This window comes from Sphingobacterium sp. UGAL515B_05 (assembly GCF_033097525.1).
In the GTDB taxonomy this organism is placed as follows: Bacteria; Bacteroidota; Bacteroidia; order Sphingobacteriales; family Sphingobacteriaceae; genus Sphingobacterium.
Genome location: NZ_CP109907.1, coordinates 4,729,189 through 4,754,978, shown reverse-complemented (window position 1 = coordinate 4,754,978; position 25,790 = coordinate 4,729,189). Strand labels below are relative to the sequence as shown.

General features: G+C 38.6%; 20 protein-coding genes. 7 read left to right on the top strand and 13 right to left on the bottom strand.

The genetic code is table 11. From position 1 onward, the window contains the following. Positions 1-72: 72 nt before the first annotated feature. The 5 genes from OK025_RS19535 to OK025_RS19515 all read right to left on the bottom strand — a co-directional run bounded on the left by OK025_RS19535 (position 73) and on the right by OK025_RS19515 (position 8,214). Positions 73-3,213 (bottom strand): error-prone DNA polymerase, encoded by a 3,141-nt coding sequence (locus OK025_RS19535; protein WP_317666323.1) that lies wholly within the window; start codon positions 3,211-3,213, stop codon positions 73-75. A 9-nt stretch (positions 3,214-3,222) separates the two neighbouring features. Beyond that, positions 3,223-4,722 carry a DNA polymerase Y family protein gene (locus OK025_RS19530; protein WP_317666322.1) on the bottom strand — a complete coding sequence of 500 codons (1,500 nt, stop codon included), beginning with the start codon at positions 4,720-4,722 and terminating at the stop codon, positions 3,223-3,225. A 2-nt stretch (positions 4,723-4,724) separates the two neighbouring features. After that, positions 4,725-5,465 (bottom strand): Error-prone repair protein ImuA, encoded by a 741-nt coding sequence (locus OK025_RS19525; protein ID WP_317666320.1) that lies wholly within the window; start codon positions 5,463-5,465, stop codon positions 4,725-4,727. 184 nt (positions 5,466-5,649) lie between these two features. Beyond that, positions 5,650-6,324 carry a LytTR family DNA-binding domain-containing protein gene (locus OK025_RS19520; protein WP_317666318.1) on the bottom strand — a complete coding sequence of 225 codons (675 nt, stop codon included), beginning with the start codon at positions 6,322-6,324 and terminating at the stop codon, positions 5,650-5,652. A 12-nt stretch (positions 6,325-6,336) separates the two neighbouring features. Next, positions 6,337-8,214, bottom strand: a complete 1,878-nt coding sequence (locus OK025_RS19515) for a histidine kinase (RefSeq protein WP_317666317.1) — start codon at positions 8,212-8,214, stop codon at positions 6,337-6,339. 505 nt (positions 8,215-8,719) lie between these two features. On the opposite strand from OK025_RS19515, the gene lgt reads away from it, so the two are divergent. Then, a complete protein-coding gene (gene lgt / locus OK025_RS19510) occupies positions 8,720-9,538 on the top strand; it encodes a prolipoprotein diacylglyceryl transferase (protein WP_317666316.1) in 819 nt (272 codons plus the stop codon). Positions 9,539-9,580: 42 nt separating this feature from the next. On the opposite strand, the gene OK025_RS19505 is transcribed toward lgt, so the two are convergent. After that, on the bottom strand, positions 9,581-10,270 hold the full coding sequence (locus tag OK025_RS19505) for a response regulator transcription factor (protein WP_317666315.1): 690 nt from the start codon (positions 10,268-10,270) through the stop codon (positions 9,581-9,583). Between the two features lie 342 nt (positions 10,271-10,612). Here OK025_RS19505 and OK025_RS19500 point away from each other — a divergent pair, with 342 nt between their 5' ends. Then, positions 10,613-12,160 carry a PAS domain-containing protein gene (locus OK025_RS19500; protein WP_317666314.1) on the top strand — a complete coding sequence of 516 codons (1,548 nt, stop codon included), beginning with the start codon at positions 10,613-10,615 and terminating at the stop codon, positions 12,158-12,160. Then, positions 12,099-12,638 (top strand): HAMP domain-containing sensor histidine kinase, encoded by a 540-nt coding sequence (locus OK025_RS19495; RefSeq protein WP_317666312.1) that lies wholly within the window; start codon positions 12,099-12,101, stop codon positions 12,636-12,638. Before OK025_RS19500 ends, OK025_RS19495 begins: the two co-directional genes overlap by 62 nt. Before the next feature lie 97 nt (positions 12,639-12,735). Here OK025_RS19495 and OK025_RS19490 read toward each other — a convergent pair whose 3' ends face one another. The 6 genes from OK025_RS19490 to rocD form a co-directional block, all read right to left on the bottom strand. After that, positions 12,736-13,806 (bottom strand): phytase, encoded by a 1,071-nt coding sequence (locus OK025_RS19490; RefSeq protein ID WP_317666311.1) that lies wholly within the window; start codon positions 13,804-13,806, stop codon positions 12,736-12,738. Between the two features lie 13 nt (positions 13,807-13,819). Next, entirely contained in the window at positions 13,820-15,082 is a 1,263-nt protein-coding gene (locus tag OK025_RS19485; protein WP_317666310.1) for a right-handed parallel beta-helix repeat-containing protein, read from the bottom strand. 150 nt (positions 15,083-15,232) lie between these two features. Continuing rightward, the gene (locus OK025_RS19480) at positions 15,233-18,019 is read right to left on the bottom strand and encodes a TonB-dependent receptor (protein WP_317666308.1); all 2,787 of its coding nucleotides are present in this window, start codon (positions 18,017-18,019) and stop codon (positions 15,233-15,235) included. Between the two features lie 206 nt (positions 18,020-18,225). Continuing rightward, positions 18,226-19,848: a tetratricopeptide repeat protein gene (locus tag OK025_RS19475; RefSeq protein ID WP_317666306.1), complete on the bottom strand. Its 1,623-nt coding sequence runs from the start codon at positions 19,846-19,848 to the stop codon at positions 18,226-18,228. 201 nt (positions 19,849-20,049) lie between these two features. Next, complete coding sequence (locus OK025_RS19470; RefSeq protein WP_317666304.1) at positions 20,050-21,015, bottom strand: arginase; 966 nt, start codon at positions 21,013-21,015, stop codon at positions 20,050-20,052. A gap of 3 nt (positions 21,016-21,018) precedes the next feature. Continuing rightward, positions 21,019-22,278 (bottom strand): ornithine--oxo-acid transaminase, encoded by a 1,260-nt coding sequence (rocD, locus tag OK025_RS19465; RefSeq protein ID WP_317666302.1) that lies wholly within the window; start codon positions 22,276-22,278, stop codon positions 21,019-21,021. Positions 22,279-22,400: 122 nt separating this feature from the next. Between rocD and OK025_RS19460 the strand changes: the two genes are divergently transcribed. Continuing rightward, positions 22,401-22,853, top strand: a complete 453-nt coding sequence (locus tag OK025_RS19460; protein WP_088161676.1) for an Lrp/AsnC family transcriptional regulator — start codon at positions 22,401-22,403, stop codon at positions 22,851-22,853. A 50-nt stretch (positions 22,854-22,903) separates the two neighbouring features. On the opposite strand, the gene OK025_RS19455 is transcribed toward OK025_RS19460, so the two are convergent. Beyond that, complete coding sequence (locus tag OK025_RS19455) at positions 22,904-23,089, bottom strand: hypothetical protein (protein WP_046673540.1); 186 nt, start codon at positions 23,087-23,089, stop codon at positions 22,904-22,906. Between the two features lie 208 nt (positions 23,090-23,297). Between OK025_RS19455 and OK025_RS19450 the strand changes: the two genes are divergently transcribed. From OK025_RS19450 to OK025_RS19440, 3 genes are all read left to right on the top strand, one after another. Next, the gene (locus OK025_RS19450) at positions 23,298-23,540 is read left to right on the top strand and encodes a hypothetical protein (RefSeq protein ID WP_046673541.1); all 243 of its coding nucleotides are present in this window, start codon (positions 23,298-23,300) and stop codon (positions 23,538-23,540) included. An 84-nt stretch (positions 23,541-23,624) separates the two neighbouring features. Then, on the top strand, positions 23,625-24,278 hold the full coding sequence (locus tag OK025_RS19445) for an NAD(P)H-binding protein (RefSeq protein WP_088161678.1): 654 nt from the start codon (positions 23,625-23,627) through the stop codon (positions 24,276-24,278). 91 nt (positions 24,279-24,369) lie between these two features. Next, positions 24,370-25,782: an alkaline phosphatase gene (locus OK025_RS19440; RefSeq protein ID WP_317666299.1), complete on the top strand. Its 1,413-nt coding sequence runs from the start codon at positions 24,370-24,372 to the stop codon at positions 25,780-25,782. Positions 25,783-25,790 lie beyond the last annotated feature (8 nt).

Genomic DNA, 25,790 nt, shown 5'->3' with positions numbered 1-25,790 from the left:
AATCCTATAACGTGCCTACCTACTGGAGGATAAATGTTTATTTTTTCAAAAATGAGATTAATAAATGAGAGATCAATGAAAATTTCTTCCCTTATGAAAAATACCTGCAGCATTGTCGCCATCTGTTGTCAGATCTTTTAACAAACCTGACATATCAAAGCATCGTTGCGCTATTACATGAATAACTTCACCTTCAACTTGGATTTTGCCCGCAACCATAAGGAGTTTTGCCCGAAGGATTTCTTTTCGATATTTTTCAAACACATTACTCCAAACGACAATATTTGAAAAACCAGTATCATCTTCAATAGTGATAAATAAAACACCCTTAGAGGTTCCTGGACGTTGCCTAACAGTAATCAACCCACATACTTTCACGGGCATATCATTTTTTAAGAATGCTAATTTCGCTGTTGGCACAACATGGAGAAGGTCGAACTTTCCGCGCAAGAAACTCACTGGATGTGCTTTAATGGATAGCGAGGTCCTTGCGTAATCAGCCACAACATGTTGGCTTTTGGTTAACAAAGGTAATTCGATTTGCCCCTCCATGACACTTTCAGACGCTTGACCTTCAAATAATGCAATCGGCCGATCACCCAAGGCTGTAATTTCCCAAAGCGCTTGCCGACGATCAATACCTAATGAGGTAAAGGCATCTGCATCAGCTAATTTCTCCAACGCAATAAGAGATAGTCCAACATCCATCATACCAGTAATGGATGAATAGGCAGACTGCCGACCTTGAGTCAACACAACGGCCTCATCCATTGAGAATCCTTTGATCTGACGTAACCCCAATCGAAGAGCATGCGGTTTTCCAATTTCTCCTTCTAAGGTATTGTCCCATGAAGAATGATTGATATCAATAGGACGTACTTTTACGCCATGTTTCTGCGCATCAATAACAATTTGAGCAGGTTGATAAAAGCCCATGGGCTGACTATTGAGTAAGGATGCCGCAAAAATATCAGGATAATAATATTTAAGCCACGAGGACACATACACCAATAAGGCAAAAGACGCTGCGTGACTCTCTGGAAAACCGTAACTCCCAAAACCTTCCAATTGCTTAAAAACTCTATTGGCAAATTCTTCCGTATAGTTTTTTTTTACCATACCATCGATCATTTTTTTGTGAAAAGCAGATACCTGTCCTTTTGCTTTGAATGTAGCCATGCTACGCCGCAATTCGTCGGCTTCCGCAGGAGTAAATCCGGCAGCGACTATGGCAATTTCCATGGCCTGCTCCTGAAAAAGAGGAACCCCCAAGGTTTTTTCAAGAATGGTTTGGATCTCTGTACTGGGATAATCAACAGCTTCCTCTTTATTTCGACGGCGCAAATAGGGATGCACCATATCCCCTTGTATCGGTCCAGGCCGCACAATAGCTACCTCAATGACCAGGTCATAAAACTCCCGTGGTTTTAATCGCGGCAACATCGACATCTGGGCCCGGCTTTCGATCTGGAATTCACCTAGAGTATCTGCATGACAGATCATATCGTAAACCTTTGGATCATCCTCTGCCCCAATATCAGCCAGAGTAAGCTCTTTTCCATAATGCTTTTTAGCGAGATCAAAAGCTTTGCGAATACAGGTCAACATCCCCAAAGCAAGTACATCAACCTTTAGAAAGCCGAGTGCTTCAAGATCATCTTTATTCCATTCGAGATTTGTCCGATTATCCATGCGGGCATTTATTAAGGGACAAAGCTCATGCAAATTACCTTGCGTAATAACAAATCCGCCTGTATGCTGCCCCAATTGACGTGGAAAGCCAATATACTGATGTGTCAATTCGAGAACTTTTCGCAAATGTTGGTCTTCAGGATTAAAGCCCTGTTCAACCAAACGTTCCAAATTGATATAATCGTCCCAATGGCTACTCACGCCCCCTGCTAAACGCCCTACAGCATCCATGGAAAGCCCCATCGCCTTGCCAACATCACGTATAGCCCCTTTGGAGCGTACCTGTGTGACAGTTGCTACAATAGCAGCACGATTGCGGCCATATTTCTCATAAATATACTGGATGACTTCCTCACGGCGCTCATGCTCAAAGTCGACGTCTATATCTGGTGGTTCATCGCGTGCATCGGACATAAATCGCGCAAATAAAAGCCTGTATTTTGACGGGTCAACAGAAGTAATACCTAAGCAGTAACATACGGTTGAATTTGCTGCAGATCCACGCCCTTGACATAAAATTCCCTTTTCCTTCGCAAATCGAACATAATCATACACCGTCAAAAAATAAGAAGCATAATTTTTGCGTTCGATAAAATCAAGTTCCATTTGAATCGTTTCGCGAATTGCATCCGGGATATCTCCGTTAAATCGTTTACGGGCACCTTCCCAAGTTAAATAACTTAACTCTTCCTGTGTAGTCCGACCATGAGCTGATAATTCATCTGGATAGATGTATTTCAAATCATCTAAGGAAAAACGACAGGCATTGGCAATTTTTACACTCTGTTCTACAGCTTCAGGGTACAACCTAAACAAGCGTTCAACTTCAGTTATTGATTTCATATAGCGCTCTGCATTGGGATATAAATTAAATCCAGCCGTATGTATTGTGCATTTTTCACGAATACAGGTTAAAATATCCTGCAATTCACGCCTTTCAGGTACATGATAATATACATCTCCAAGTACAACAAGCGGGATAGCCAGGTGTTCGCCCAACTGATTTATTCTAAACAATAATTTAGCATCATCACCACGATAGAGTTTTTTTATTCCTAGATTAAGACAACCCTGTAGACGCTGTTGACATTCCTGTACAAACGCTATAAATGACTGCTCAAGCTCAAAACCGACCACTAGTTTTTCAGGTGGGCAAATAATGAATATAATCCCCTCAGCATATTGAAACACATCATTCTTGTACAATTCGCATTTTCCTTTTTCCGTCCTTAGATTTCCAACAGTTAACAATGTTGAAAGCCGTCCGTAAGCCTCTTTATCTGTCGGGTATGCCAATAAGCTTGGCCCATCCTTTAAATCTAGACGACAAGCAGGAATCAGTCGTATACCGGCTTTTTTTGCAGCCATATGTGCACGGACGATTCCAGCAAGGCTATTGCGGTCAGTTACTGCAACAGAATTATACCCCAATCGCGCCGCTTGCTCGATCAGTTCTTCCGGATGAGAAGCACCTTCGAGAAAACTAAAATTACTTGTTATCTGTAATTCACAATATACCATACACTAACCTTATGCAAAAAAACCATGTATAAACCATTGATCTGCCTGTCCGTCATAATGCCCGGCGCGATATAACCAAAAGCGCCGACCTTGCAGATCTTCCACCGCATAATAATCCCGATGTTCACCAGGATCAATCCACCATTCGCGTTCAATACGTTCGGGGCCATCTGCTTTCCTTATAGTATAGGTATCTCCCTTATAACGGAACAGTATGGGGGGATAGTCGGGTATGGGTGCTGTGACTATAATACGTTCAGGGATCTTCAATAGTCGTGTTGGACGTGGCCTTGCAGTTTGCCAGTCAACGGCTGCAACCTCATCCATTTTAGCCGCTATTTTCATGGATCGTTCGGGCCAGTAGTGCGCAGATGGAACATAGCGTGAAATCTCACAATTGGCGTCCCTACTTTTCAAACGATCTAAAAGTTCGGTAACCGTCGGGTTTTTGAGACCAATTCTATTGTTCCAAAGATTTTCCTGAACAGGATCTGCCGTCTCAACTTTGGATACGCCCAAGGTAAATAATTCAATACCCAATGCCGGTTCAATTTGAGGAATCTTTAGGACAAATAATTGAAGGATATGTTTAACCTGAGCAGTAGCACGATTAGTCTCAATAGTAATGGTCTCTATTTTTCCATCCACGCGATGACAATTCAATTCGGCTGCACGTAATCCTTTACCCTCCCCCGACAAACGCTTACACAACTTGTTTAATAAATCTTCCAAAGCCAATTCAATACCATTTGCTGTACAGATAGGCTCCAAACAAGGTAAACGTTCTTCATAGGGTAAGATGGGTTTTATAGAAATAACAAATTCATCTTCCAATCCCATGGCCTGGTCCAGTCGGAGCAGTAAACTATCGCCAAATCTTCTACGCAACACTGAACGTGGCATTTTTGCAAAACTTCCGATTGACCGTAATCCAAGCGATTGTAACCGCTTCAATTGAACATCTTCCAATCGTAATGCGGCAGGACTTAATGGAAAAAGCGTTTCCGACTGCGCCTGTTCATTTATAATGATATCTTCGTGTCCAAAATGCGCTACCGCCCATGCGGCCCCAATGGTATCAGCAATCCCCATACGTACATCATAACCATGTTGTCTAAATTTCGAGACAATACTTGTTAAGTAGGCCGCCTCCCCGCCCCAAAGATGAGCACAACCACTAATATCCAGGATGATACCGTCGGGCGTATCTAATGCAACCTGTGGTGTGTACCTGATGCACCACTCTGCTATCGAATGGAGTAACTTTTCAGCCAATCCAGCTTGCTCATTGATTATTTTAAGTGATGGAATAAATGCCCGTGCATCCGCTATGGCCATTCCTGAATGCACCCCCGCTTGCTCCGCTAATAAGTTACTCCCACTGACGATTAATCTTCCTTGAGCGGCGATGGACAATACAAAGGGAATATTTTGCAAATGTGGTTTACAAACAGTGAGCCAATCTGTTTTCAGATGAGGAAACCAAAGTGAGGCAAATCTTTTTTTCATGACTAGCCAAGATTTTGGTAGTTATAATTCCAGTCTTTTACCTGTATCTCCTTTTTAGAAAATGTTTTAAACCCCTGTGGAGACCAGGTTATTTGCTCTTTGGCTGGACTTCCATTCCTTACCTTGAGGAGCTCTACATCCCAACAGGGATAGCCAATACCAGGTAATCCATCATCCGATTGACTAGGTAAAGAAGTGACTTTCCAACGTGCCGCACAACTCGTCGCCAACAAGATTTTTGGGTTATGTTGAAGTATAAACCCTGTAACCCGACTTTTTTCTACGGCAAGTTGAAGGCGCCTCGATTGAACAAAATCCAGCTGATGTATTTCGGCCAGCACGGCTGTTATGCCCTGACATTTCAACGCTTCTTCCATCGCCCATAACACATCCTTCTCCCGTTTCATAGAAACAAAAACAATCGATGCTGGATCAACCCCAAATGATCTGATTGCCGCTGGAAATACCGTTTGAATGGAGCCTATCCAAATACAATTCCCATCAGCTTGCATAAGTTTTCCAAGGAGACCACCAATAAACCCACAGGATGCAGCACTATCCATGCGGTTAAAGCTCACAAACTCGTGTATTACCCCTTTAGGAAAAACGCCATTCGGAAAAGCTTTCTCCAATGGTCCCAAACCCATCGTGCTTGCATCATTTGACCTTTGAGGTATCCCTTGCCAGGCAAGCAAGTCCTTTTTAAGTTTGCTGATCAAAGCCTGTTTATCTTCTAACATCATAGCCCCTCGTATTTAATATTACACACAAATATAATACTAATTATTTTAGCAATAAAAGAGAATGCTACATTTTTTAGTACAAACAACAGAACTTAGAATCGTAGAGCCCTTGTTACTTCAAGCCTTATATATCATTCAAGAATTGCTGGATAACATCTTTTTTTCTTGTCGCAACAGGAATCATTTAACCATCGGACATTTCTATCTGGCCATCCTTGAAATATTTTTTTATATAGTTTGCATTGATTAAATAAGATTGATGACAACGAATAAATTCGGATTCAGGAAGCATAGTTTCAAAGTGCTTGAGGACTTTCGAAACCATCATCGGTTTATTTTCTTTAATATAAAATGTGGTATACCCCTTATCTCCATGGCAATAAAGAATATCATCGATATTCACAATCTGAGTGTATTCAAATGTACGTAGTGCTATTTTCTTTGGTCTAACTGGTGACTTCAGATAGCTTTCGGCCATACTTAATTGCATGCTATTGAATCTAAACTCTGTATTTTTCTTATAGCATTTTTCAATAGCCTCTATAAATTGTTCCGGAACCAAAGGCTTTAATAAATAGGCAATAGCGCCTATATTAAGGGCTTCTATCGCATATTGGTTAAATGCGGTTATAAAGATTGTATTTATGTCCAATTTCAGCTCTGAGAGGAAGGATAAGCTTGATCCATCTTTCAATTGAATATCAGCTAAAATAAGATCCGGATTAGATACAAGTAACTCACGTTCTGCCTGGGCGATTGATGGACTATAACCAACGATCTGGACATAAGGAATAGCATCCAATAAAGACTTAATGTACAAATAGATATTATACTCATCTTCAAGAATATAAACTTTCATAATTTCACGTATTTAATTAAAATATAAAACGAGTGGGATATAGAGTTCTACGCGATATCCACTTTTATCTTCTCTATAATTGGGCTTTATTTCAATCCTTGCTTTTTGCTGAGGATCGTTAAACAAAAGCTCAAGGCGCTCTTTCGTGATAACTTGTGAAAGAGAGGTCTTGTGTGCATTATTTTTCTGATAAGATTGCATTCCCCAGCCATTGTCACTGATAACAATATGCAATTGATCTGCTTCCTGATTAAAAAGAATTTGCAATTGTCCACGATAATTCAAATTTTTGAAAGCATGTTCAATAGCGTTTTCAACAAAAGGCTGAATCAACATAGGGGGAATCATGACATCATCAACATCCAAGTTACCGCTCTCAATTTCAAAATCAAATACATCTTGATAGCGCATCTGCTGTAAAAGTATATAATTCTTTAATGATTTAATTTCTTGATCCAAAGAAATATACTCTTCCCTATTTAATTCGAGTATGTCACGAATTTGACGGGACAATAAGATGAGGTACTGATTTGCCTTTGCTTTTTGCTCACTACTGATCAAACCTTGCAAATTAGCGATAGCATTATAAATAAAATGGGGATTAAGCTGGTTTTGTCGCGTCTTCTGCTCTAAAATTAATTGTCTATTTTCGGCAACTATACGCTGATTAATATTTTTCAATAGCTTTTGTTTATTCCGGTAATAAAGGAAGAATGCAATGCTAAAGATCAGCGCAAATAAAATAACAAAAATCCAGCGCTGTTGGACCATAATCTTATGGTTGAATGCATTTGTTGTTTTTAAAAGCTTAATAGCCTGATCCTTTTTTTCAGTTTCATACCGTGTATTGATCTCATTGATACGTTCATTTTCAATACTTTTTGTGCTATTTTTATAATCCTGATAAGCCGAATCCAAGGTAAAATAAGCCCGTTCATAATCTCCTTTTAATGCGTATGCTACTTGTAGATTCTGATAATAGAATAATTTATTTTGCTTGCCTTTATGGGTTTTGATAAACTGCAATCCAGCATTAAAATAATAGATCGCCGAGTCAACTTGATGATTATTCAAAAAATTTTTTGCCAAATTCGCATACGCATAGGCATTGAGTGCCTTGCTTGAAGATAAATAATTAAAATATTTTTGGGATGCCTCTACCGCTTTTCGACTATTCCCTATGCTAAAGAAATACTGCGCCTGTAAATTATACATGCGCATAATGATAGCAGAATCGGCCGTTTTATTTGCGTAATATTTGCAGCTATCCAGTGTTGCTTTTAGCTTCTCAAAATCATGCAATTCAATATACTGCATAAATTTGATCTCCTGATACGCTTGCGCAACACGGGCATCGGATCTATTGGGATGATAATGATACCATGACTCGTTATCTTTGAGCGCCTGGTTATAGTCAGCTCGACGATAATTTGCATTAGCCAATAGATTGAAAAAAAGAAAGCTAAACCTACTCTTATTTTCTAACGCATATTCTTTAGCATCGATAATTTGTTCCATGATGCCAATAGTAGTTACATCATTAAAACTAAAATTAGCCCTTATTTTAAAGTAATCCTTCAGAACAAGCAAATCTGGAGACAGCTTTCTTCCATCAAGGTTTTTCAGCGCAATTTCTATTGAATCTATTTTATCGTCCAACAAATAGTTGTAGGCTAAAAAAATCCAGTTATAACCAGAATTATTAAAATACTTATCCTGAGCAAACTCCGCTATCTTCTTTGCTATAATAGATTGATCCCTAAAATCTTGTAATGCGAGAAATTTAAATAACGTATCCTGATAGGTTAAATCAAGTGAGTTATCTTCGCTATGCGTATTATTTTTAGACGCCTGTTGGTCACTTTGATGACAAGAGTGTAACTGTGCCATGAGCACGAGAGATAAAAAACAAAAAGTAAATCTTGTCAAATTTCGTATCATCAGAAAATAACTATCTGTTTAAATTTACATGAAGGTGCCTATATTTTTCCATAACCTCGTTCATTAACTAGGATAAGCTTTCACAGGATGTAAACAGCTATTAAAGAAATATGCAAGATGCTGTCTATATCATGTTATCAATTGTCGAATATCGGAATATTATCAAAAAAACAAGATATACTTTCAAAAGTATTTAACCCGGCTGATACTTATGCTAATATTCTTCTCCAATAAAAACACCGGTCGCAATTATGGAACTCGGCGATAGTTAATTTCCTTTTACTCCCCACAAACATACAAATTGGTCAAACAACGAAAATTTCATATTTAATAATCGCAGTATATGACTCAATATTTGCATCAATAAAGAGAATTTCGTGTTTTTTCATCAAAGTGTGTAACGAAATACCCTTACCACATACCTATACGATGGAGCATCACGCTAAAAAGTCATATGGTAAATAATCTAATCTTAACTTACATAAACTGGAATATAGATAGTGACATCTTTGTTATTCCAATTATTGAACACCCTATTCGCTGGTACGGACTATTTTGGTTATTGGGCATTGTATTATGCTATAAGGTATTAGGTTCATTATTTAAGAAAGAAGGTCGGTCAAGCGAGTTCTTAGATCAGCTAACCATTTATATCGTTTTAGGTACTGTTATTGGTGCTAGATTGGGGCACGTATTATTTTACGACCCCGGTTATTACCTAGATCATCCCTTAAAAATAATGGCCATTTGGGAAGGTGGGCTGGCAAGCCATGGTGGAGGTATAGGTATCCTGATTGCGATCTATTTATTTGCAAAAAAACAGGGGCTTCCTTTTCTTTGGGTTGCGGATCGGATTGCTTTAGTCGTTCCTTTAGCAGGGGCTTGCATTCGCCTGGGCAACTTAATGAACTCTGAAATGATTGGTACAGCAAGTAATTTACCTTGGGCTTTTGTGTTTAGCCGTATCGATACAATACCTCGCCATCCGGCACAGCTTTATGAAGCATTATTTTGTCTCCTATTATTCGTATTATTATATCGTTTGTGGAAAGACAAAAAGCTTCGACGTAACAATGGAAACTATTTCGCCTTGCTGTTGGTTTTGCTGTTTTCGTTCCGGTTTTTGGATGAGTTTTTGAAAATCAATCAAGAGCATTTTGAAGACTCCTTATTCATCAATATGGGACAGCTGCTTAGTATACCATTTATTATTATTGGAGCTGGTCTATTTATTTTCAACCGTTTTCGAGAAAGAATACCAAAATTAAAGTAAGGGGATGTGTAGTATTTTCAAAGATCGCCCGCTGTGGCATGGTCACCAGTAACGTAAATAGTTCTCATTTTTTTTTAATAAGCCATGTTGAAAAGCATATTTTACTAATTCCGCGGTATTCTTCACCCTTGTTTTATCAATCAAGCTCTGTCGATATCCTTCAACTGTTCGCTTACTCAAAAAGATTTTATCTGCAATTTCTAGATTTGTAAAACCGTCGGCGATCAACTCCAATACTTCTAGCTCGCGATCATTTATTTCCAGATCGAGGATCATATTCGAGCCCACATCCGTATAAACCTGACCAGAAGAAACTTGTTCAAGTAAGGCTAAGCTAATTTCTTCGCTCATATAGCGTCCACCTTCAGCAACATGTTTTAATCCAAAAAGTAATTCATTATAACCTACATTTTTCAACAGGTAGCCTGAAAGACCATGCTCAAAACCTTCAACCACATAATGAATTTGACTAAGCATAGACAATATCACAACTTTGACCTGCGGATATTTTTGACTGATGACTTTTAAGAGCGCCATTCCGTCCATATGTTCCATGCTGATATCAGTTAAGACAATATCGGGAGCTAGACCATTCGCCAATTTAGACAGGGCTTCCGTACCATCAGAAGCCTCTCCTATCACTGTAAATTCTCCTTCGGATTCTAAAAGTAGTTTAATACCATTCCGTACCACCATGTGATCTTCAACCAATAGTATTTTAACCGTATTCATCTTCTATGGCATTTAAATAAAAACTTTCAATTCCATCTTCTTCCAAACATTGAAAACAATAGTGGTGTATTGTAATTTTCCGATTTGAAATAAAATAGAAACAGACTGCATAAACAAAATAAAGATACGAATTTCTATTTACTGTACTATTGATGGGATGAATCCATATTAAACAGCCTCCGAGATGACTAACAGATCAAAAAGTAGGGATTTCTAGGGACCAATAATTGCTGCTCCATATCGACAAGGAGAAAACTCATGAGAAAAGGAACAATATTTGTACGCTATTAAATCTAGCTATACATGATATCGCTTTAATCAACACTTAATTTTTGACATGTTATGATTTGTTCAGATAAAGATATTTTAGCCGTTCTCTCTTCTTCATTGGATGCATGCGCAATTTATGATAGCGCAGATCTCCGTATTTCTTATGCAAGCACTGACATGTTAAAATTGTGGAATTGTGATCACAGCGCGATTGGGCAATATCTTGAGAATTGTCTTCAACAAGAAGAATTAACGTCTTATATCCCCCTCTTGAAAAACGTTTGGGAAAATGGAAATACGCAGCCGATCGACAAGATAAAGATCAAACTCAAAACCGAACAACAATCTTCACTTCGATATACGCACACGTTTGAATATCACCCGCTCATCAATGAAAAGGGTGAAATTTATGCCATATTTAATCAAATTAGACTGATACCTGAAAATGAAGACGACACCCCACAAACGCAAGAAAAAAATACCATTGAACGAAAACTGCTACAAGATTTATTAACTCAAAAGTATACAGTAGCAGGAACCCCCTACAAAATCCCCACGAATAATTACACCTTATCACCTAAACATACCGAAGATCTCAATGAAAAGCTTAAGGATGCACTCAAGAAAATCATAGAAAGTGAAGAACATTACCATTTTGCCTTACAGTCGGCTGAGATGGGTACATGGAATTTAAATTGTAAAAATTATATGGTCAATTGGGATGAACGGACCCGGGAGCTCTTTGGTTTTGCGAGAGGTGAATATGTCCCATACAATGAGGTACTCAAATATATTCATCCAGAAGATAGAAATAGAATCGATCAGGAAGTCAAAAAATCACTGACTTACCAAAACAAAGGTGTTTATGATGTACAATTTAGAACCATTGGAGCGCAAGATCTTCAATTACGGTGGTTGCACTGTAAAGGAAGAGTATACTTTGACCAAAACCAACAGCCCGAATGGTTTGCAGGCACTGCTATAGATATTACCACCCAGCATCAAGAGCATGAAAAACTTGAAGCAATTAATCAACTTATCGCCAAAAGAGATCAACAGTTTAGAATGATCGTAGAAGCTGCCGGCATCGGTATCTTTTCTATTGACATGGAAACCAAGAAAATGGAGCTCAATGATCGTTGTCGTGAATTATTTGGCTTCGATCAGCGTGACAACATAAAAGAATCCGACTTTTTCGACCAAATTCTCCCGCAGTATAGAAACATCATTCATCATGTTTTTCAGGAAGTAACGCTCAAACAATCCCCTTTTGATTGTCAATGTGAAATAAAAGATAAAAAAACGGGTAAGGTAAAATGGTTAAGATCAATAGGCGGAAGTCAATTGGAATCGGATACGACAAGACACATGATCTATGGCGCCATAATAGATAACACCAATGACAAGGAAGAAGAAAGGAAAAAACTAGACTTTATTAGTATCGCAAGTCATGAACTCAAAACACCTTTAACCTCATTAATTGCCTATATCCAATTACTACAAGCCAAAGAAGGTACACTGAGCAGCGAAAAGCGCATGCAATATCTCCACCAAACGAATGAGCAAGCAACGCGTATGCGGCTTAATCGACGGCTTTTTAAATGTTACTCAACTAAATGAGGGTAAGTTAGTACTTCGCAAAAAGACATTTAACGTTTGTTCTTTACTCGATTATATTCAAAATATCTATGCTTTAAAATCTGTAAAGCACTTCATTCATTATTCAGGAGCAATAGATTCGAATTTGGAGATTATCGCCGATCGTGATAAAATCGAACAAGTGTTAATCAACTTTATGGATAACGCCATTAAATATTCACCCAACAATTCGACAATTACCATGCATGTGGCCATACATTCCGGTTATTTTGAAGTCGAGATCAAAGACCAAGGAAAAGGCATCAATCATAAGGACCAGAAACAAATATTCAATAAATTTTATCGTGTAAATGACGATGGGGACCATTATGCATCGGGATTTGGCATAGGACTGTTTATTTGCAAAGAAATTATTCAAAAACATCAAGGAGAAATTGGTGTCGACAGCCAGATCGGCCAAGGGTCAACCTTTTGGTTTAAAATTCCGGTCAGTGTATAAATAACAGCGCTAATTACCACCAATAAAATTTCCGATAGCAAAAAAAGCAACAGTTGCGAATCAAATCACAACTGTTGCTGAAATATTAATTCGTCACCTATTTCTTTTTCAAATCGGCTCCGGCAATATCTTCCCATCGATAATAATGGAATGTTTTATCGTCACTCATAACAACAAACAAGCCATGTTTGAAGGTTTCATTTAAATTAAAAGAGGTAGTTTCCGAACCATCACTTTGTGTTGCCATAACCGGCACAGTCTTCAGATATTTATGTTCGAAAGGATTGCTTTTGGTTCCTTCCCGACTAAAAACCTGAAAACGATTTGCACCCTGGTCCGACACCAAGATATATCCAGTACTGTCGGTCACTTTATAAATCGAAATACCTTCATGATCTTCTTTAAAACCTGCTGTAGCAAACAATGCCAACTGTTGGTTTCCCTTTACTGGATCCGCATAGTATTGTTTTACGCCAACCTGTTCATCCGAATAGTAAATATACCCAAGCTCATTGTCCACCGCTATTGCCTCAATCTCTTTCTTTCCACTAAATGAACCGAATTTGCGAACCAGTGTAGCTTTTACTGAACCAGAGCCATTATCCTCCAATAAATATTGTCCCAAATAGCCTTCTTTTGGTCCATTTTTTCGTCCAACAATAGCATAGATCTCTCCTTTTGGAGAAGTATATAGGGCAATCCCCATCAGATCTCTGAATTCAGGCTCAGTTTCACCAACAAACATATCTAATCCCCCTTGATCGATCGGCTTCATGTCAGGTAGTGAAAAAATACGCAATTTATGGGTCATACGCTCTGTTGTGACAGCGATATCGACAGGTTTCCCCCCCAATACCAAACCGTAAGCGACATCGACATTGTTTGGCCGTTTTAAATTGGAAACCACTTTTTCTTTGACCGTTTTACCCTGTAAATCGTACACGAATAAAGCTCCATCGGCATCTTTATCCGTTGCTAAAATCAGACTCTTGCTCGGATCGCTCTTATTGATCCAAATTGCAGGATCATCCGAATCATAACGGACAGCATCGGTCACAACAACGGGTTTAATTGATTCTACGTTATTTGTTTGCGCATTTTTGCATGCCATTTGAAGCAGGGTTGATGCTCCCAAAGTTAGTGTTAGTATTGTTTTTAAATTTGTCATTATATGAAGTAAATTAGAATTTGGAACCAAATGCCCCAACATAAGCTGCAGGCTGAGGAGAATTATATGTTAGGCCGTTTGACATCACCAGGCCACTCGTAAAATGGGGTTTAAAATCCAAAGTACCAGCCTTTAATGCAGGTGAATTCCCTTGAAGATGAAAATCCCAGGTTGAATCAAATACGTAATTGTCAACCGATGTTTCTAAAGGATAAGAAACAAATTTAGGATTATTCTCCCCTGCCACTTTACCTCTTACATCGTTACTACCGCCTACAATATCATTTTTACCGACCTGAAATTGATCTACAGTCAATTGACCGTAGCCATAATACCAATTATTACCTGACAGAGAACGGTTATCTTCTGGTTTTTTAGGATCACGCTTGACTCCAAACCGTGTATTGGCAAAAAGATTATTATAAATTTCTGCTCTGACAGACGCTTCTAACCATATGGAGCCTCCTTTGGCTGTAGGTCTGCGCCACCCTGTATTGAGCATGGTATTATTATAAACAATAATATAAGCCTGAGGTGTACGGTCTCCCGAGTTGGATAGTTTTAATGCATTGGTATTTACACTATACACGAGGTTATAAGCAACATCGGCAAGACATCCGGATTTGAAATTCATCGCTTCTCCCCCTGTCACCCCATTAGAAAAGAAACGATTGTTAGCGAAAATGATTTTTCCGCCTTCAATATACGTACAGTCTTCGTGAAAATGACTTACAGTACTATTTTGAACAACTAGCTTTCCGTCTGGATTTGAGAACCACAAAGCTGGCAAAGCTTCACCAGACACTTTTTTATACAAGCCCATTTTTACAGAAGTCGACGCATCCGATGTAATTGCACCGCCATATTCAATGACGGTATTGTCCAAAACAAGCTCCTGGCAACTTGGAGCGGCTAAAATTCCTCCCCATAACTTGCCAAATTCATTCGTCTTCGTCTTATACCCATCTTCAACCGTAAACTTTACAGGATTTTCAGCTGTACCGAGTGCATACAAATTACCCAAAATAACAATTTCAGGCTTATTGACAGAATCCATCAATACGGTTACACCTTCCTCAATCGTCAGGCTCTTGCCTTCGGGAATAATAATATCTCCCTTGATATGCTGCACACTCCCTTTGCTCCACACACCGGAGACCTCACCTATAGCACTTCCATCAGCATCAGAAGTATCAACATCAATATTTGCTTTTTCACAGGCACTTAGCACCACAACAAAAAACGCTAGAAACGATAAAATACATTTATTTTTCATCTGTATATATTTAATTTTTAATGATGAAGCAGATTTCACTTATCCAAAACATTGGCTTTCCAAAAAAGTGAAAGCTTCACCGAAACAAACTGTTGTTATTTCACGTTGCACATGTTCAGATTAAAACATGCCCTGTTTTACGCGGGTCTATTATTTACTAAATGAATAACGTAAACCAAGGATATAGTTCTGTCCATATAAATCCTTCCTAATCAAAGTATTTCCGCCTTCAATAAGCTTTTCAGCGATCTTCTCATTTTCGGGATTTGTTCCTTTCACATACAATTCCATTGGTGTATTCAAGATGTTGTTGGCTTTGGCAAAAATGGCCCAACCAGCTTTTAATTTCTTCTCAATAGAAGCATCTAACTGAACAAATCCTTTTTGCCATAAATCATCGTTCAAAAATTGCGACACTGTATTGATTCGTGAGCCGGTATAAGATCCAGCTACTTGTCCTTCCCAGCCATTATTAGCATCTTTGTAAAGTAGCGATAGATTGGCCACATGTGCAGCTTGCCCATATAGCGGTCTCGTTTGATCCACGATAATCGCTTCAGGGTCCTGTGTGGTTTCATTGATTCGACGCGACATCTTGGCGGTCGTTATACGTGAATGGGTATAGGTATAATTGGCCTTAACACCAAATTTCTGGATATACTTGATATAATCAACCTCAAGACCAAAGTTGTTGGCGTTACCAAAATTACCGGGGGTGTAGTATACATCCTGTTTACGAACCTCATCCGGTTGAAAGGTATATTCAATTGGATTTTTGATTTTCTTGTAAAACATACCTACAAGAAATTGAGAGGAAGCTTCAGGGAATAATTCATACCTTAAATCGAAGTTATCTGCTAAGGCATGTTTTAAATCTGGGTTTCCTTTTTCTAAAAATTCTTCGTTAACCACACTTGAGGGTACAATTTCATAAAATCCAGGTCGGTTTAACGCACGATAATAGGCCGCATGAAGCTGTTGTTTTTCGTCCAAATGATATTTCATGGTCAAACTTGGCAACCACTCTGTATAAATTTGGGATCCTTTTGGTCTTTTTTCTCCTGCAGGAAACAATAATTTATAATTCTGATTGGTATGCTCCATCCGGATCCCACCGATCATCTGCCATTTGTCATTCTCATAATTGAACATACCGTACAATGCTGTGGTCTTCTCGCCAGCATCATAAGTTAATGGATTTGCGACAGCTCCGGTAGGATTGGTGACGGTCAAATTGAGATCGGTATAGCGCTGAAAATCCACGCCGTATTTATACTTTGCCTCTTCTGCCGAAGCTGGTGATAAGTTATAGTTATTGTAAAAACTACTACGCTGTTTATCACGATACAAACCTCCGGTCGATAGCTCCAGCTTACTGTTTTCCATTGGAACTTTATAAGCTACATCCCAATAGCCTGCATGATCATTATCGGTATTCCGCTCCCAACGATAGGTTACAGGAGATTTATTGACGAGAGAAGTCCTTTTACGTTCAAAATTTTCTTCTACTCCATCCAAACTGATCATCGTATTTTGTGGCAATTGATTGCGCGCTGAAGAAAGCACACCTGACCAACGGACATTCAGACGATTATCTAAAAAATGATGATCCCCCTGTAGGGTACCATTGTAGATCTGTTGCTGTGTTTTCCGGCTTCTTGTCACATAGGTCAGTTCGGCTTTACCAATACTGGGGTCATACTGACCATTATATATTGTATTTACCGCATCACGCAATTGCATGTTATTTAAATTCACATACATTTGATAAAAGCTAACCCGATGATTTGGATTAAATCGATAGTCGATCTTGTTATGTAAACCTAAGCGTTGTTGCTGTTCATCATATTGACGATCACTCTGCTCAGTAATTACCGCATTGGGATTTACCCCAACGACAGCCGATTTGTAAAAAATAGAACGACTACCTCGATGTAAATTTTGATAACTCGCACCCAAAATAACGCCCAATTTATCATCCAAATACCGATTGCCCATTGTCAAATTGCCTACAAGATCTGGAAGGGGCTTTTTATAGGTATAATCTAATGCCCCCTTATTAAAATCAGCAGCGGTTGCATTGTAATTCTTCCCATGCTGTTCGTAGGGAGATTTAGCCGAGGTTCCGCCTGTTGAAAAGCTTCCAAAATCACGATTAAAATAACGCTGGCTGTAACCTGTTGCCAAATTTGCTTGAAGCAATAATTTAGTCGGCGCCGATTTCATAACCATATTGACAACTCCACCCACCGCATCGGCTTCCATATTTGGTGTTAGCGACTTGTAGACTTCTAAGCGTTCCAACATATCTGAAGGAAATAAATCCAAAGGGACATAACGGTATTTATTATCCGGACTTGGAACCTTTACACCATTCACTAAAGTGGTATTGTAACGTTTATCCATCCCTCTCAGAATAGCATATTGCCCCTCGCCATTCGAATTTCTTTCTATAGATACACCCGAAACACGCTGTACAACATTAGCAACGGTGATATCCGGAGAAATCTCTATTGCACGCGCCGAAACAACATTCATAATTTGTGACGCATTCTTTTCCAAACGCCTTGCACTAGGATCATCATCCCCTCCATTCCGACGTCCCTTTATGGTTACTTCCATTAATGTCTGTTCGGTAGATGTCAGCTGAAAAATAAAATGAGGTGTATTTTCTTTTTGAATTTCGATTTCTTTAATTAATTCGGCATAGGCCATATGCTTGATATGAATCTTATCCACACCTGCAGATAATCCTTTGAATTCAAACGAACCATCCAATTGTGTTTTGGTCGATAGCCCACGCTGTTCCAAGAACACTGTTGCACCAGCAATGGCTTCACCAGTCTGACCATCCAATACCTTACCTTTGATTTTGGTCGCATAAGCAGCGCTGACCGAAATACTGGAGGCAAGTAATACCGTTAAAAAGTTTTTCATTTTGCTTAGATTATTATGAATCTTTGATTGTTGTCGCAAAGATGGCAGCCAATTTTAATCGCACAAAATATCTGGCGTTACAACAAGGAAACAAGGTAAAAAGAGCTCTATACAGCAAGGAAACAAGAAGATATAAAACACTAGTAAACAGTAATTTAAAAACAAATTACACGCCATTAACATTCTATTACTCCTGTGTTAAAAAATTAAGAAATACCAACGAGATAACCTGTCAGATCCTCTCCTTGTTCCAATCTTAATTTTTTTCGCAATCGATGTCTGGCAACACGAAGACTATCTTGTGATATGCCCAATAAGACGGCAATATCGATATTATTCAAATTTATTTTAAGCAAGGCTATTAACCGCATATCCGCGGCCGTCAAATCTGGAAATCGTCGAATAAGTTTTTCAAAAAAGCTGTGATGTACCTTTTCGAAAGTTCCCATAAACTCTTTCCAATGGATGCCCTGCGTAATATTTTCATTGATTTGCAACACCAACTTCTGCATTTGTCGTTTTTGATCCCGGCGTTCGTCCTTAACCATTCCTTTTAATTCATCACGAAGTTCTTCCAAAAATTGATTGTTACGGATTAGATTTAAGGTATGGGATGTCAATTCCTTTTGCTTGAGTGACAGTTCTTGTTTGAGCTGCTTATCTTCAAGCAACTGGTTTTTAAGAGCTACTTCGGTCAACTCACGTTCGGCCTCCTGTTTTCGCGATTCAGTAATCTGATTTTTGATCTTAATTTTCTGACGACTATGCAATACATAGGACAATACAATTAACAAAATTAAAACCACGATTGTTCCCCACAGCATGATTAAGTTGATTCTTTTTGTTACCTGCAATTTTTCAATTTCCTCAGCTTTTTGATTCATATCGTAGAGCGCCTGAAAAAAAGCTGTATGTCGAGCACCATCTACGCTATACAGTTCAAGCACTAACTTACGGCTCTTTTCTGCATAAAAATATGCGCTATCCATCTGCTCACGCAAGGCGTAGGTCCTACTCAAATCTTTTGTCGTAGCAGCCATTTGATACACATCACCCAAATTTTCCGCCATCTGATAAGCCAATTGTGTCAGTTTGATACTTTCTGGATATTTATTGGTCTTTCTAAAAATATCGCCCATATTATTTATGACCACAATTTTTCCATAATTGTCTTTTGTTTCCGTATAGAGAGTACTTGCTTTTTCAAAATGAAAAAAAGCGCTGTCGTACCTTGCAAGATCTTCATAAATACTGCCCAGATTTTCATGGATCTTGGCTTCTCCATTTTTATTACCAACACTGCTATAAATGGACAAAGCAAGATTCTGGTAGACAAAGGCGGAGTCGTAGTTCGCTTCCTTTTCAAATAAATGCCCTATATTCCCTAATGTACCTGCCGCTCCATTTTTATCCCCTTCTGTTCGGAAAGAATGTAGCGCCTTGTTAAAATAAACTTTCGCTACATCATGTTGTTTGTTGAAAATATTGAGCTCCCCGATATCACTCCAATTCGAAGCAAGATGCTGTTTTGAATTTAATTGCGAATAAATTCGATCGGCTTGAAAATAGTAGTCCTGCGCCTGTCCATAGTGTCCCTGATTGACACATAACCATCCAATCGCCTGTAAACAATTGGCTTGTAATAATAAGTCTTTATCCGTAACAGCTTTTGCATAACGTTTTTTGACAAGCATAATTGCAGAATCAGGATGGTTTTGACTTAATCCTCTAATATCCTTAAAGGATTCAACCTGTGCAGTACCCGGGTGCCACAAAAAAAGCTGTATAAAAAAAAGTAGAAACAAAGTAATTTTATCAGAAATCCTCATATTTAACGTAAATAATCGAAATGCAAATGTACATGAAACATGTTAACACAATATTAAATCACATAAAGCAACACACGTTTTAACATAAGCAAGGCTGACTTATTTTTGTCCGCCAAGCTCAACGATATACTATTAAAAAAGCCCTTTTATTGACGACAAACATCAATAAAAGGGCTTGAAAATAGACAATCCCATAACCGGTTAATTACCCGATTTCAATTCAATGAGCGGAGTGATCCGTTCTAATATATCAAATGCAACCTCTGCCATTTTATTACCTTTATTGTCCAATAACGGATTAACTTCAACAATTTCAAAACAAATTACCTTTCCAGATCGGATGATCTCTTCTAAAATCAACACAATCTCCCTTGGCAAAAACCCCTTAGGCACTGGTGTTCCCGTGCCATCCGAGATCAATTCACTATCCATGCTATCTACATCAAAAGAGATATAAACCATATCACATGCTTCTAGGATTTTCAATGCTTCAGCCACACAATCGGTTATTCCCCGCTGTCTCGTATCTTCCACACGATAGTTCTTAATGCCAAGTCGTTCAATGACCAGATCTTCCGGTTCTTCCGTATCCCTTACACCAAAATAAATCAAATGACTGGATTGTATTTTACCTACTGGGCCAGCTATTCGTTTTAGTTTATTCCAAAATTCTTGTGTCGATTCGTCTATTTCATTGATTTTGCATGGCACATTATCTTCATTCAACATCGCCGCTAAAGGCATTCCATGCATATTGCCTGAGGGTGTTGTGTGCGGAGAATGAATATCGGCATGCGCATCTACCCAGATTACACCGAGTTGCTTATCGGGATAAGCGGACTTTATACCACTGATCGTCCCCATTGCGGAGGAATGATCCCCTGAAAACACCAATGGAAAATTGCCGGAAGATAAGCTATCTTCAACAGTGGAAGCTACTTGTTTGCATTGTTCATAAATCTGCTGAATATGTTTCGCAAAAGGATGATTATCATTCTGATAAATGGAGCTATTTCGAGTCGGCACATCAACAAATGGATAGTTAATGAAATATTGACTTCCTTTATTAATTGCAGCTATTTCGATGGCGTCGATGCCCAGATCTGAACCCCTGGTCCCTGCTCCGATGTCCGATCTGTTTTTGATCAATTCAATCATTTTCTCCATACACTATTTCAAATTAGTCAACGATCGCTCAATAATCCCTAAGCAAGTCTCGACTTGCTCCTTGGTAATAACCAGCGGCGGAGCCAATCGAATTTTGTTACCATGTGTAGGCTTCGCTAAAAGTCCATTTTCTTTAAATTTGAGACAGATATTCCAGGCCAAATCACTTTCTTCATCCGCATCAATTACAATGGCAGTCAAGAGCCCCTTTCCGCGCACTTCTGTAATTAACGTGCACTTAGCAGCAATCTGACGCAATCCATCCAAAAACAATGCCCCCATCTGAAACGCCCGTTGCGTCAAATTTTCATCCCGCACAACATTTAGCGCTTCCATAGCTACTGCACAGGCTAAGGGATTCCCACCATAGGTAGAACCATGTTCGCCCGGTTTAATACACAACATAATAGAGTCATTTGCCAACACTGCCGATACCGGCAATACACCACCCGATAAAGCTTTCCCTAAAATCAGAACATCTGGTTTGCTTTGACTTTGCGTATCATCAATATCATAGGATGCCAACATACTTCCCGTCCGAGCAATACCGGTTTGGATTTCGTCTGCAATAAACAATACATTGTATTTTGTACATAATTGTCTCACGCGCATCAGATAATCCTCATCCGGAACGACAATACCGGCTTCGCCCTGAATTGGCTCAACGATAAAACCGGCGATATTTTTATCTGCTTTGAATAACTGTTCTAGTGCGTCAACGTCATTATAGGGAACGAGTACTATACCATCTAAAAAGGGACCAAATTCATGTGTTGCTGTGTTATCATTGGATGCCGATATAACAGAGATTGTCCTACCATGGAAATTGTCCTTGGCAAAGACAATTTTCGCTTGATTGGCTGCTACACCTTTCACCTGATAGGCCCATTTACGACAAAGCTTCATTGCCGTTTCTACCGCTTCAACTCCCGAATTCATCACCAAAGCCTTATCAAATCCAAATAACTGACAAAGCATTTCTTCAAAATCGCCCAATTTATTATTATAAAATGCCCGCGATGTAAGTGTCAATTTCCCAGCTTGCTCTTTTAAAGCATCTATAATTCGCGGATGGCAGTGTCCTTGATTGACAGCAGAATATGCAGACAAGAAATCGAAATAAGACTTTCCATCAACATCCCACACCATCACTCCTTCAGCTCGTTCCAATACGACTGGAAGAGGATGATAATTGTGCGCTCCATATTTTTCTTCTTTGGCAATGAACATCTCGCCCTTACCATGTTTAGCTACTGTACTCATAATTCAGATTTTTTCTAATAATAACAAATATACAATATTTACTTTTTTATTGACTGAAAAATAAAATTTAACACTAAATTAGCATAAAAATATTAAAATTAACTTTTAAACCGCTTTCTACAATGAATAGTATCGATGATTTTGATCTACAGATTTTAAAATATTTAGACGAAGATGGACGGATGGCCTATTCTGCAATAGCAACAGCTATGGGCGTATCCAATACGATGATTCATCAACGAATCAACCGATTGACGGAACAAGGAATACTGGCCGGTATAAAGCCTGTATTAAACGAAAAAAAGCTAGGCTATGATTGGGGTGCTTTTACAGGGCTAAGTTTAGAGAAAGATCATGACTCGAGCCGAATTATTGAAGAACTTAAGAAAATACCAGAAGTTACAGAATGCTATTATATTACGGGTAATTACACGCTATATGTAAAAATTATTGCTAAGAACCACGAACATATGCGACAATTGCTTTATGAAAAAATCGATAGCATTCCGGGAATTGCAAAAACAGATTCCCTTATTGAATTAGGCTGTGCCTTTAAACGTAATATTATATTCTAGTACAATAAAACATTCATGGGATCCTGAACCTCTATTTCAGGGTCTCCACACTACTTACCTATATTTGCCAATTCTTCTTCTGTCCAGTAGATCAATTCGCGCAAAACATATACATTTTCATAGCTTCCCAATCCATCGATGTAGTCCCACAAATCACCTTCAACCTTCACTGGTCTTCCATGATGAAGTATATCATACCCATTATCTAACCAATTTTGTATCTGCTCTTTATCCATCGTTATTAAAACTTATTGTTAATTATCTTTAAAATGACTATATCAAATATAATATATTTTACGATGGCTACCCAAAACTGTTTCAAAGAAACAAAAATTTCAACAACTTTTTGACATCGTGTCTATCACTCTTCAAGAAGTTCTCGTGCTAATTGACAAATTTTAAAAATAAAAAAAGTATATTCGTATAACATCAAATATCATTGTTATGGCAGATTTTTTCTACGTTGGATACGAAGGTGAAGACGAATTACTCGAACTGGTGGCTGTATCTACGATTCAATCCCTCCTCTATTTTCAGGACGCCGATCAAGAGGATTTTACGACAATAAAAACCGCTATTGATCAAAATTTTATCGTCGAAGAAGACTTGATTACCGTCGCTGACACCCTCCGATTGGATCAATCTATTGTTCGCTTTACTCCTGGCAAGCCCAATTATAAAGATTAATTGCATGCTCAATCACCTGGGCAAATAACGCTCAGTAAAGCAATTAATGCAAGATAATGAATAAAAAAAAGAAGTAAGAAAATAATGAAGGTAGTTTTAATAGGTGGTTCTGGCGCTACAGGAAGAGCGCTCGTTCAATTGATGTTAAAATCTAAGGAAATTACGGAAATCGTTGTGCTTTTAAGACGTGTCTCGTTTGAGGAGCACATTAAATTGAAACAGGTTATCGTAGATTTTGAAAATCTAACGGATTTTGAGCAAGTGATACAGGGCGATGTCGCAATTTCCTGCCTTGGCACCACATTAAAAGACGCAGGCAGTAAAGATGCACAATGGAAAATAGATCATGATCTTAATTTGCAATTTGCGGCATTGGCTAAAAAAAATGGTTTTCCTACCTTTCTCTTATTATCGGCTGTTCTTGCGGATCCTGCATCAAAAATTTTTTATAACCGCATGAAAGGAAGCCTTGAACAGGATGTTAAAGCTCTTGATTTCAATCGGCTTATTATTTTCCAACCTGGAGGACTAATCCGACCAAATACAGATCGCTTGGGTGAAAAAACAGCCATAGCTGCCCTTCGTATCTTTAATACAATAGGATTATTCAAAACATACGAACCTCTTTCAGTAGGACAAGTTGCTATGGCAATGTTACAGGCGATCAATCATTACACAACAGGTATCCATACTGTAACCGTGAAAGATATCCAGAAATTAGCAGCAGAAACCAGTTGAAACAAGTAAAAAAACAATTCATAATATTGAATTAACAGTAAGCTAATCCTAAGGCTGTAATTTGTGTTTTTTTAAAATAACAACCATTCAAATGAAAAAACACGTTTTATTTCTGTTCCTCCTCGTTTTTGTACAAGTTTTCCCCTCTTTTGGCCAAGAAGCAAAATACATTTTTTACTTAATTGGTGATGGCATGGGCCTCAACCAGGTTAATCTCACCGAAATTCATCAAGCTGAAGTACAGCATAAAGATAACCCAATCCCACTTGTGTTCACTCAATTTCCTCATGTTGGATTTGCCTCCACACATTCACTCTCGAATGGCGTAACGGACTCAGGCGCTGGAGGTACCGCATTAGCCGTTGGAAAAAAAACCAAAAATGGCGTTATCGGTATGGACAGTACGGGAACAGTCCCCTATAAGAGTATAGCTTATGCCGCAAAGGAAAAAGGAAAGAAAGTCGGTATTATTACAAGCGTCAGCATAGACCACGCTACCCCGGCTTCATTTTATGCACACCAAGCAGACCGCGACATGTATTATGAAATCGGTAAAGAAATTGTCACTTCGAATTTTGATTTTTTTGGCGGATCCAATTTTCTCAAACCCGAAACAACATTTGATCATAAAAAGGCGCCATCGCTTTTCCCCATATTAGAAAAAGCCGGCTATAAAGTGCTTAAAGGAAAAGATGCTTATGCACAACTACCAAATAAATCAGATAAGATCATATTGATGAATTCAGATGGCAGCCCCATAGATGCCCTTAAATATGCCATAGACCAAAAGCCAAGTGATTTAAAACTGGCAGATATCACATCTGCAGCTATCACTTCACTGCATAAAAATAATACAAATGGTTTCTTTTTAATGATTGAAGGTGGAAAAATTGATTGGGCATGCCATGCAAATGATGCGGCTACAACGATTCAGGAAGTGTTGGATTTCAATAACTCCGTACAACTCGCCTATGATTTTTATAAAAAATTTCCAAATGAAACACTTATAGTCGTTACAGCGGACCATGAAACGGGCGGATTAGGTGTCGGTAATGGAAGTTCTTCGCTGAAAACAAAATTCTTGTCCCACCAAAAAATCTCGCATGCAGAACTTTCGAACGCAATTGGCAACCTTCGTAAGAATAATCCAAATGCAACATGGGGCGATCTCAAGAATCTCATTGCTGCTCAAACAGGTTTATTTTCCAAAATTACAATCCATGAAACTGATCGTAGTGCTTTAGAAGCTGCCTATCAAAAAAGCTTTGTCGATCATCAAAATGAAACCGCAAAAAGCCTTTACGCAAGCGACGACAAGATTGCCGCATTGAGTATTTCAATCTTAAATCGGATGGGATCAATAAGCTGGGCCTCTAACAACCATTCGGCAGCCTATGCACCGGTTTATGCCATCGGTGTTGGTTCCGAACAATTCAATCAGAAAATGGATAACACAGATATACCAAAGAAAATCGCTACAGCTGCAAAACTTAGTTTAGACTAAACAAAAAA

Bases quoted from the DNA above. Each gene is read 5' to 3' on its own strand.
- OK025_RS19530 (WP_317666322.1), bottom strand. From the start codon at position 4,722: ATGAAAAAAAGATTTGCCTCACTTTGGTTTCCTCATCTGAAAACAGAT.
- OK025_RS19505 (WP_317666315.1), bottom strand. From the start codon at position 10,270: ATGAATACGGTTAAAATACTATTGGTTGAAGATCACATGGTGGTACGG.
- OK025_RS19440 (WP_317666299.1), top strand. From the start codon at position 24,370: ATGAAAAAACACGTTTTATTTCTGTTCCTCCTCGTTTTTGTACAAGTT.
- OK025_RS19485 (WP_317666310.1), bottom strand. From the start codon at position 15,082: ATGAAAAATAAATGTATTTTATCGTTTCTAGCGTTTTTTGTTGTGGTG.
- OK025_RS19495 (WP_317666312.1), top strand. From the start codon at position 12,099: ATGAGCAAGCAACGCGTATGCGGCTTAATCGACGGCTTTTTAAATGTT.
- OK025_RS19470 (WP_317666304.1), bottom strand. From the start codon at position 21,015: ATGGAGAAAATGATTGAATTGATCAAAAACAGATCGGACATCGGAGCA.
- lgt (WP_317666316.1), top strand. From the start codon at position 8,720: ATGGTAAATAATCTAATCTTAACTTACATAAACTGGAATATAGATAGT.
- OK025_RS19450 (WP_046673541.1), top strand. From the start codon at position 23,298: ATGGCAGATTTTTTCTACGTTGGATACGAAGGTGAAGACGAATTACTC.
- OK025_RS19460 (WP_088161676.1), top strand. From the start codon at position 22,401: ATGAATAGTATCGATGATTTTGATCTACAGATTTTAAAATATTTAGAC.
- OK025_RS19525 (WP_317666320.1), bottom strand. From the start codon at position 5,465: ATGATGTTAGAAGATAAACAGGCTTTGATCAGCAAACTTAAAAAGGAC.
- OK025_RS19500 (WP_317666314.1), top strand. From the start codon at position 10,613: ATGATTTGTTCAGATAAAGATATTTTAGCCGTTCTCTCTTCTTCATTG.
- OK025_RS19515 (WP_317666317.1), bottom strand. From the start codon at position 8,214: ATGGCACAGTTACACTCTTGTCATCAAAGTGACCAACAGGCGTCTAAA.
- OK025_RS19480 (WP_317666308.1), bottom strand. From the start codon at position 18,019: ATGAAAAACTTTTTAACGGTATTACTTGCCTCCAGTATTTCGGTCAGC.
- OK025_RS19535 (WP_317666323.1), bottom strand. From the start codon at position 3,213: ATGGTATATTGTGAATTACAGATAACAAGTAATTTTAGTTTTCTCGAA.
- OK025_RS19455 (WP_046673540.1), bottom strand. From the start codon at position 23,089: ATGGATAAAGAGCAGATACAAAATTGGTTAGATAATGGGTATGATATA.
- OK025_RS19520 (WP_317666318.1), bottom strand. From the start codon at position 6,324: ATGAAAGTTTATATTCTTGAAGATGAGTATAATATCTATTTGTACATT.
- OK025_RS19490 (WP_317666311.1), bottom strand. From the start codon at position 13,806: ATGACAAATTTAAAAACAATACTAACACTAACTTTGGGAGCATCAACC.
- rocD (WP_317666302.1), bottom strand. From the start codon at position 22,278: ATGAGTACAGTAGCTAAACATGGTAAGGGCGAGATGTTCATTGCCAAA.
- OK025_RS19445 (WP_088161678.1), top strand. From the start codon at position 23,625: ATGAAGGTAGTTTTAATAGGTGGTTCTGGCGCTACAGGAAGAGCGCTC.
- OK025_RS19475 (WP_317666306.1), bottom strand. From the start codon at position 19,848: ATGAGGATTTCTGATAAAATTACTTTGTTTCTACTTTTTTTTATACAG.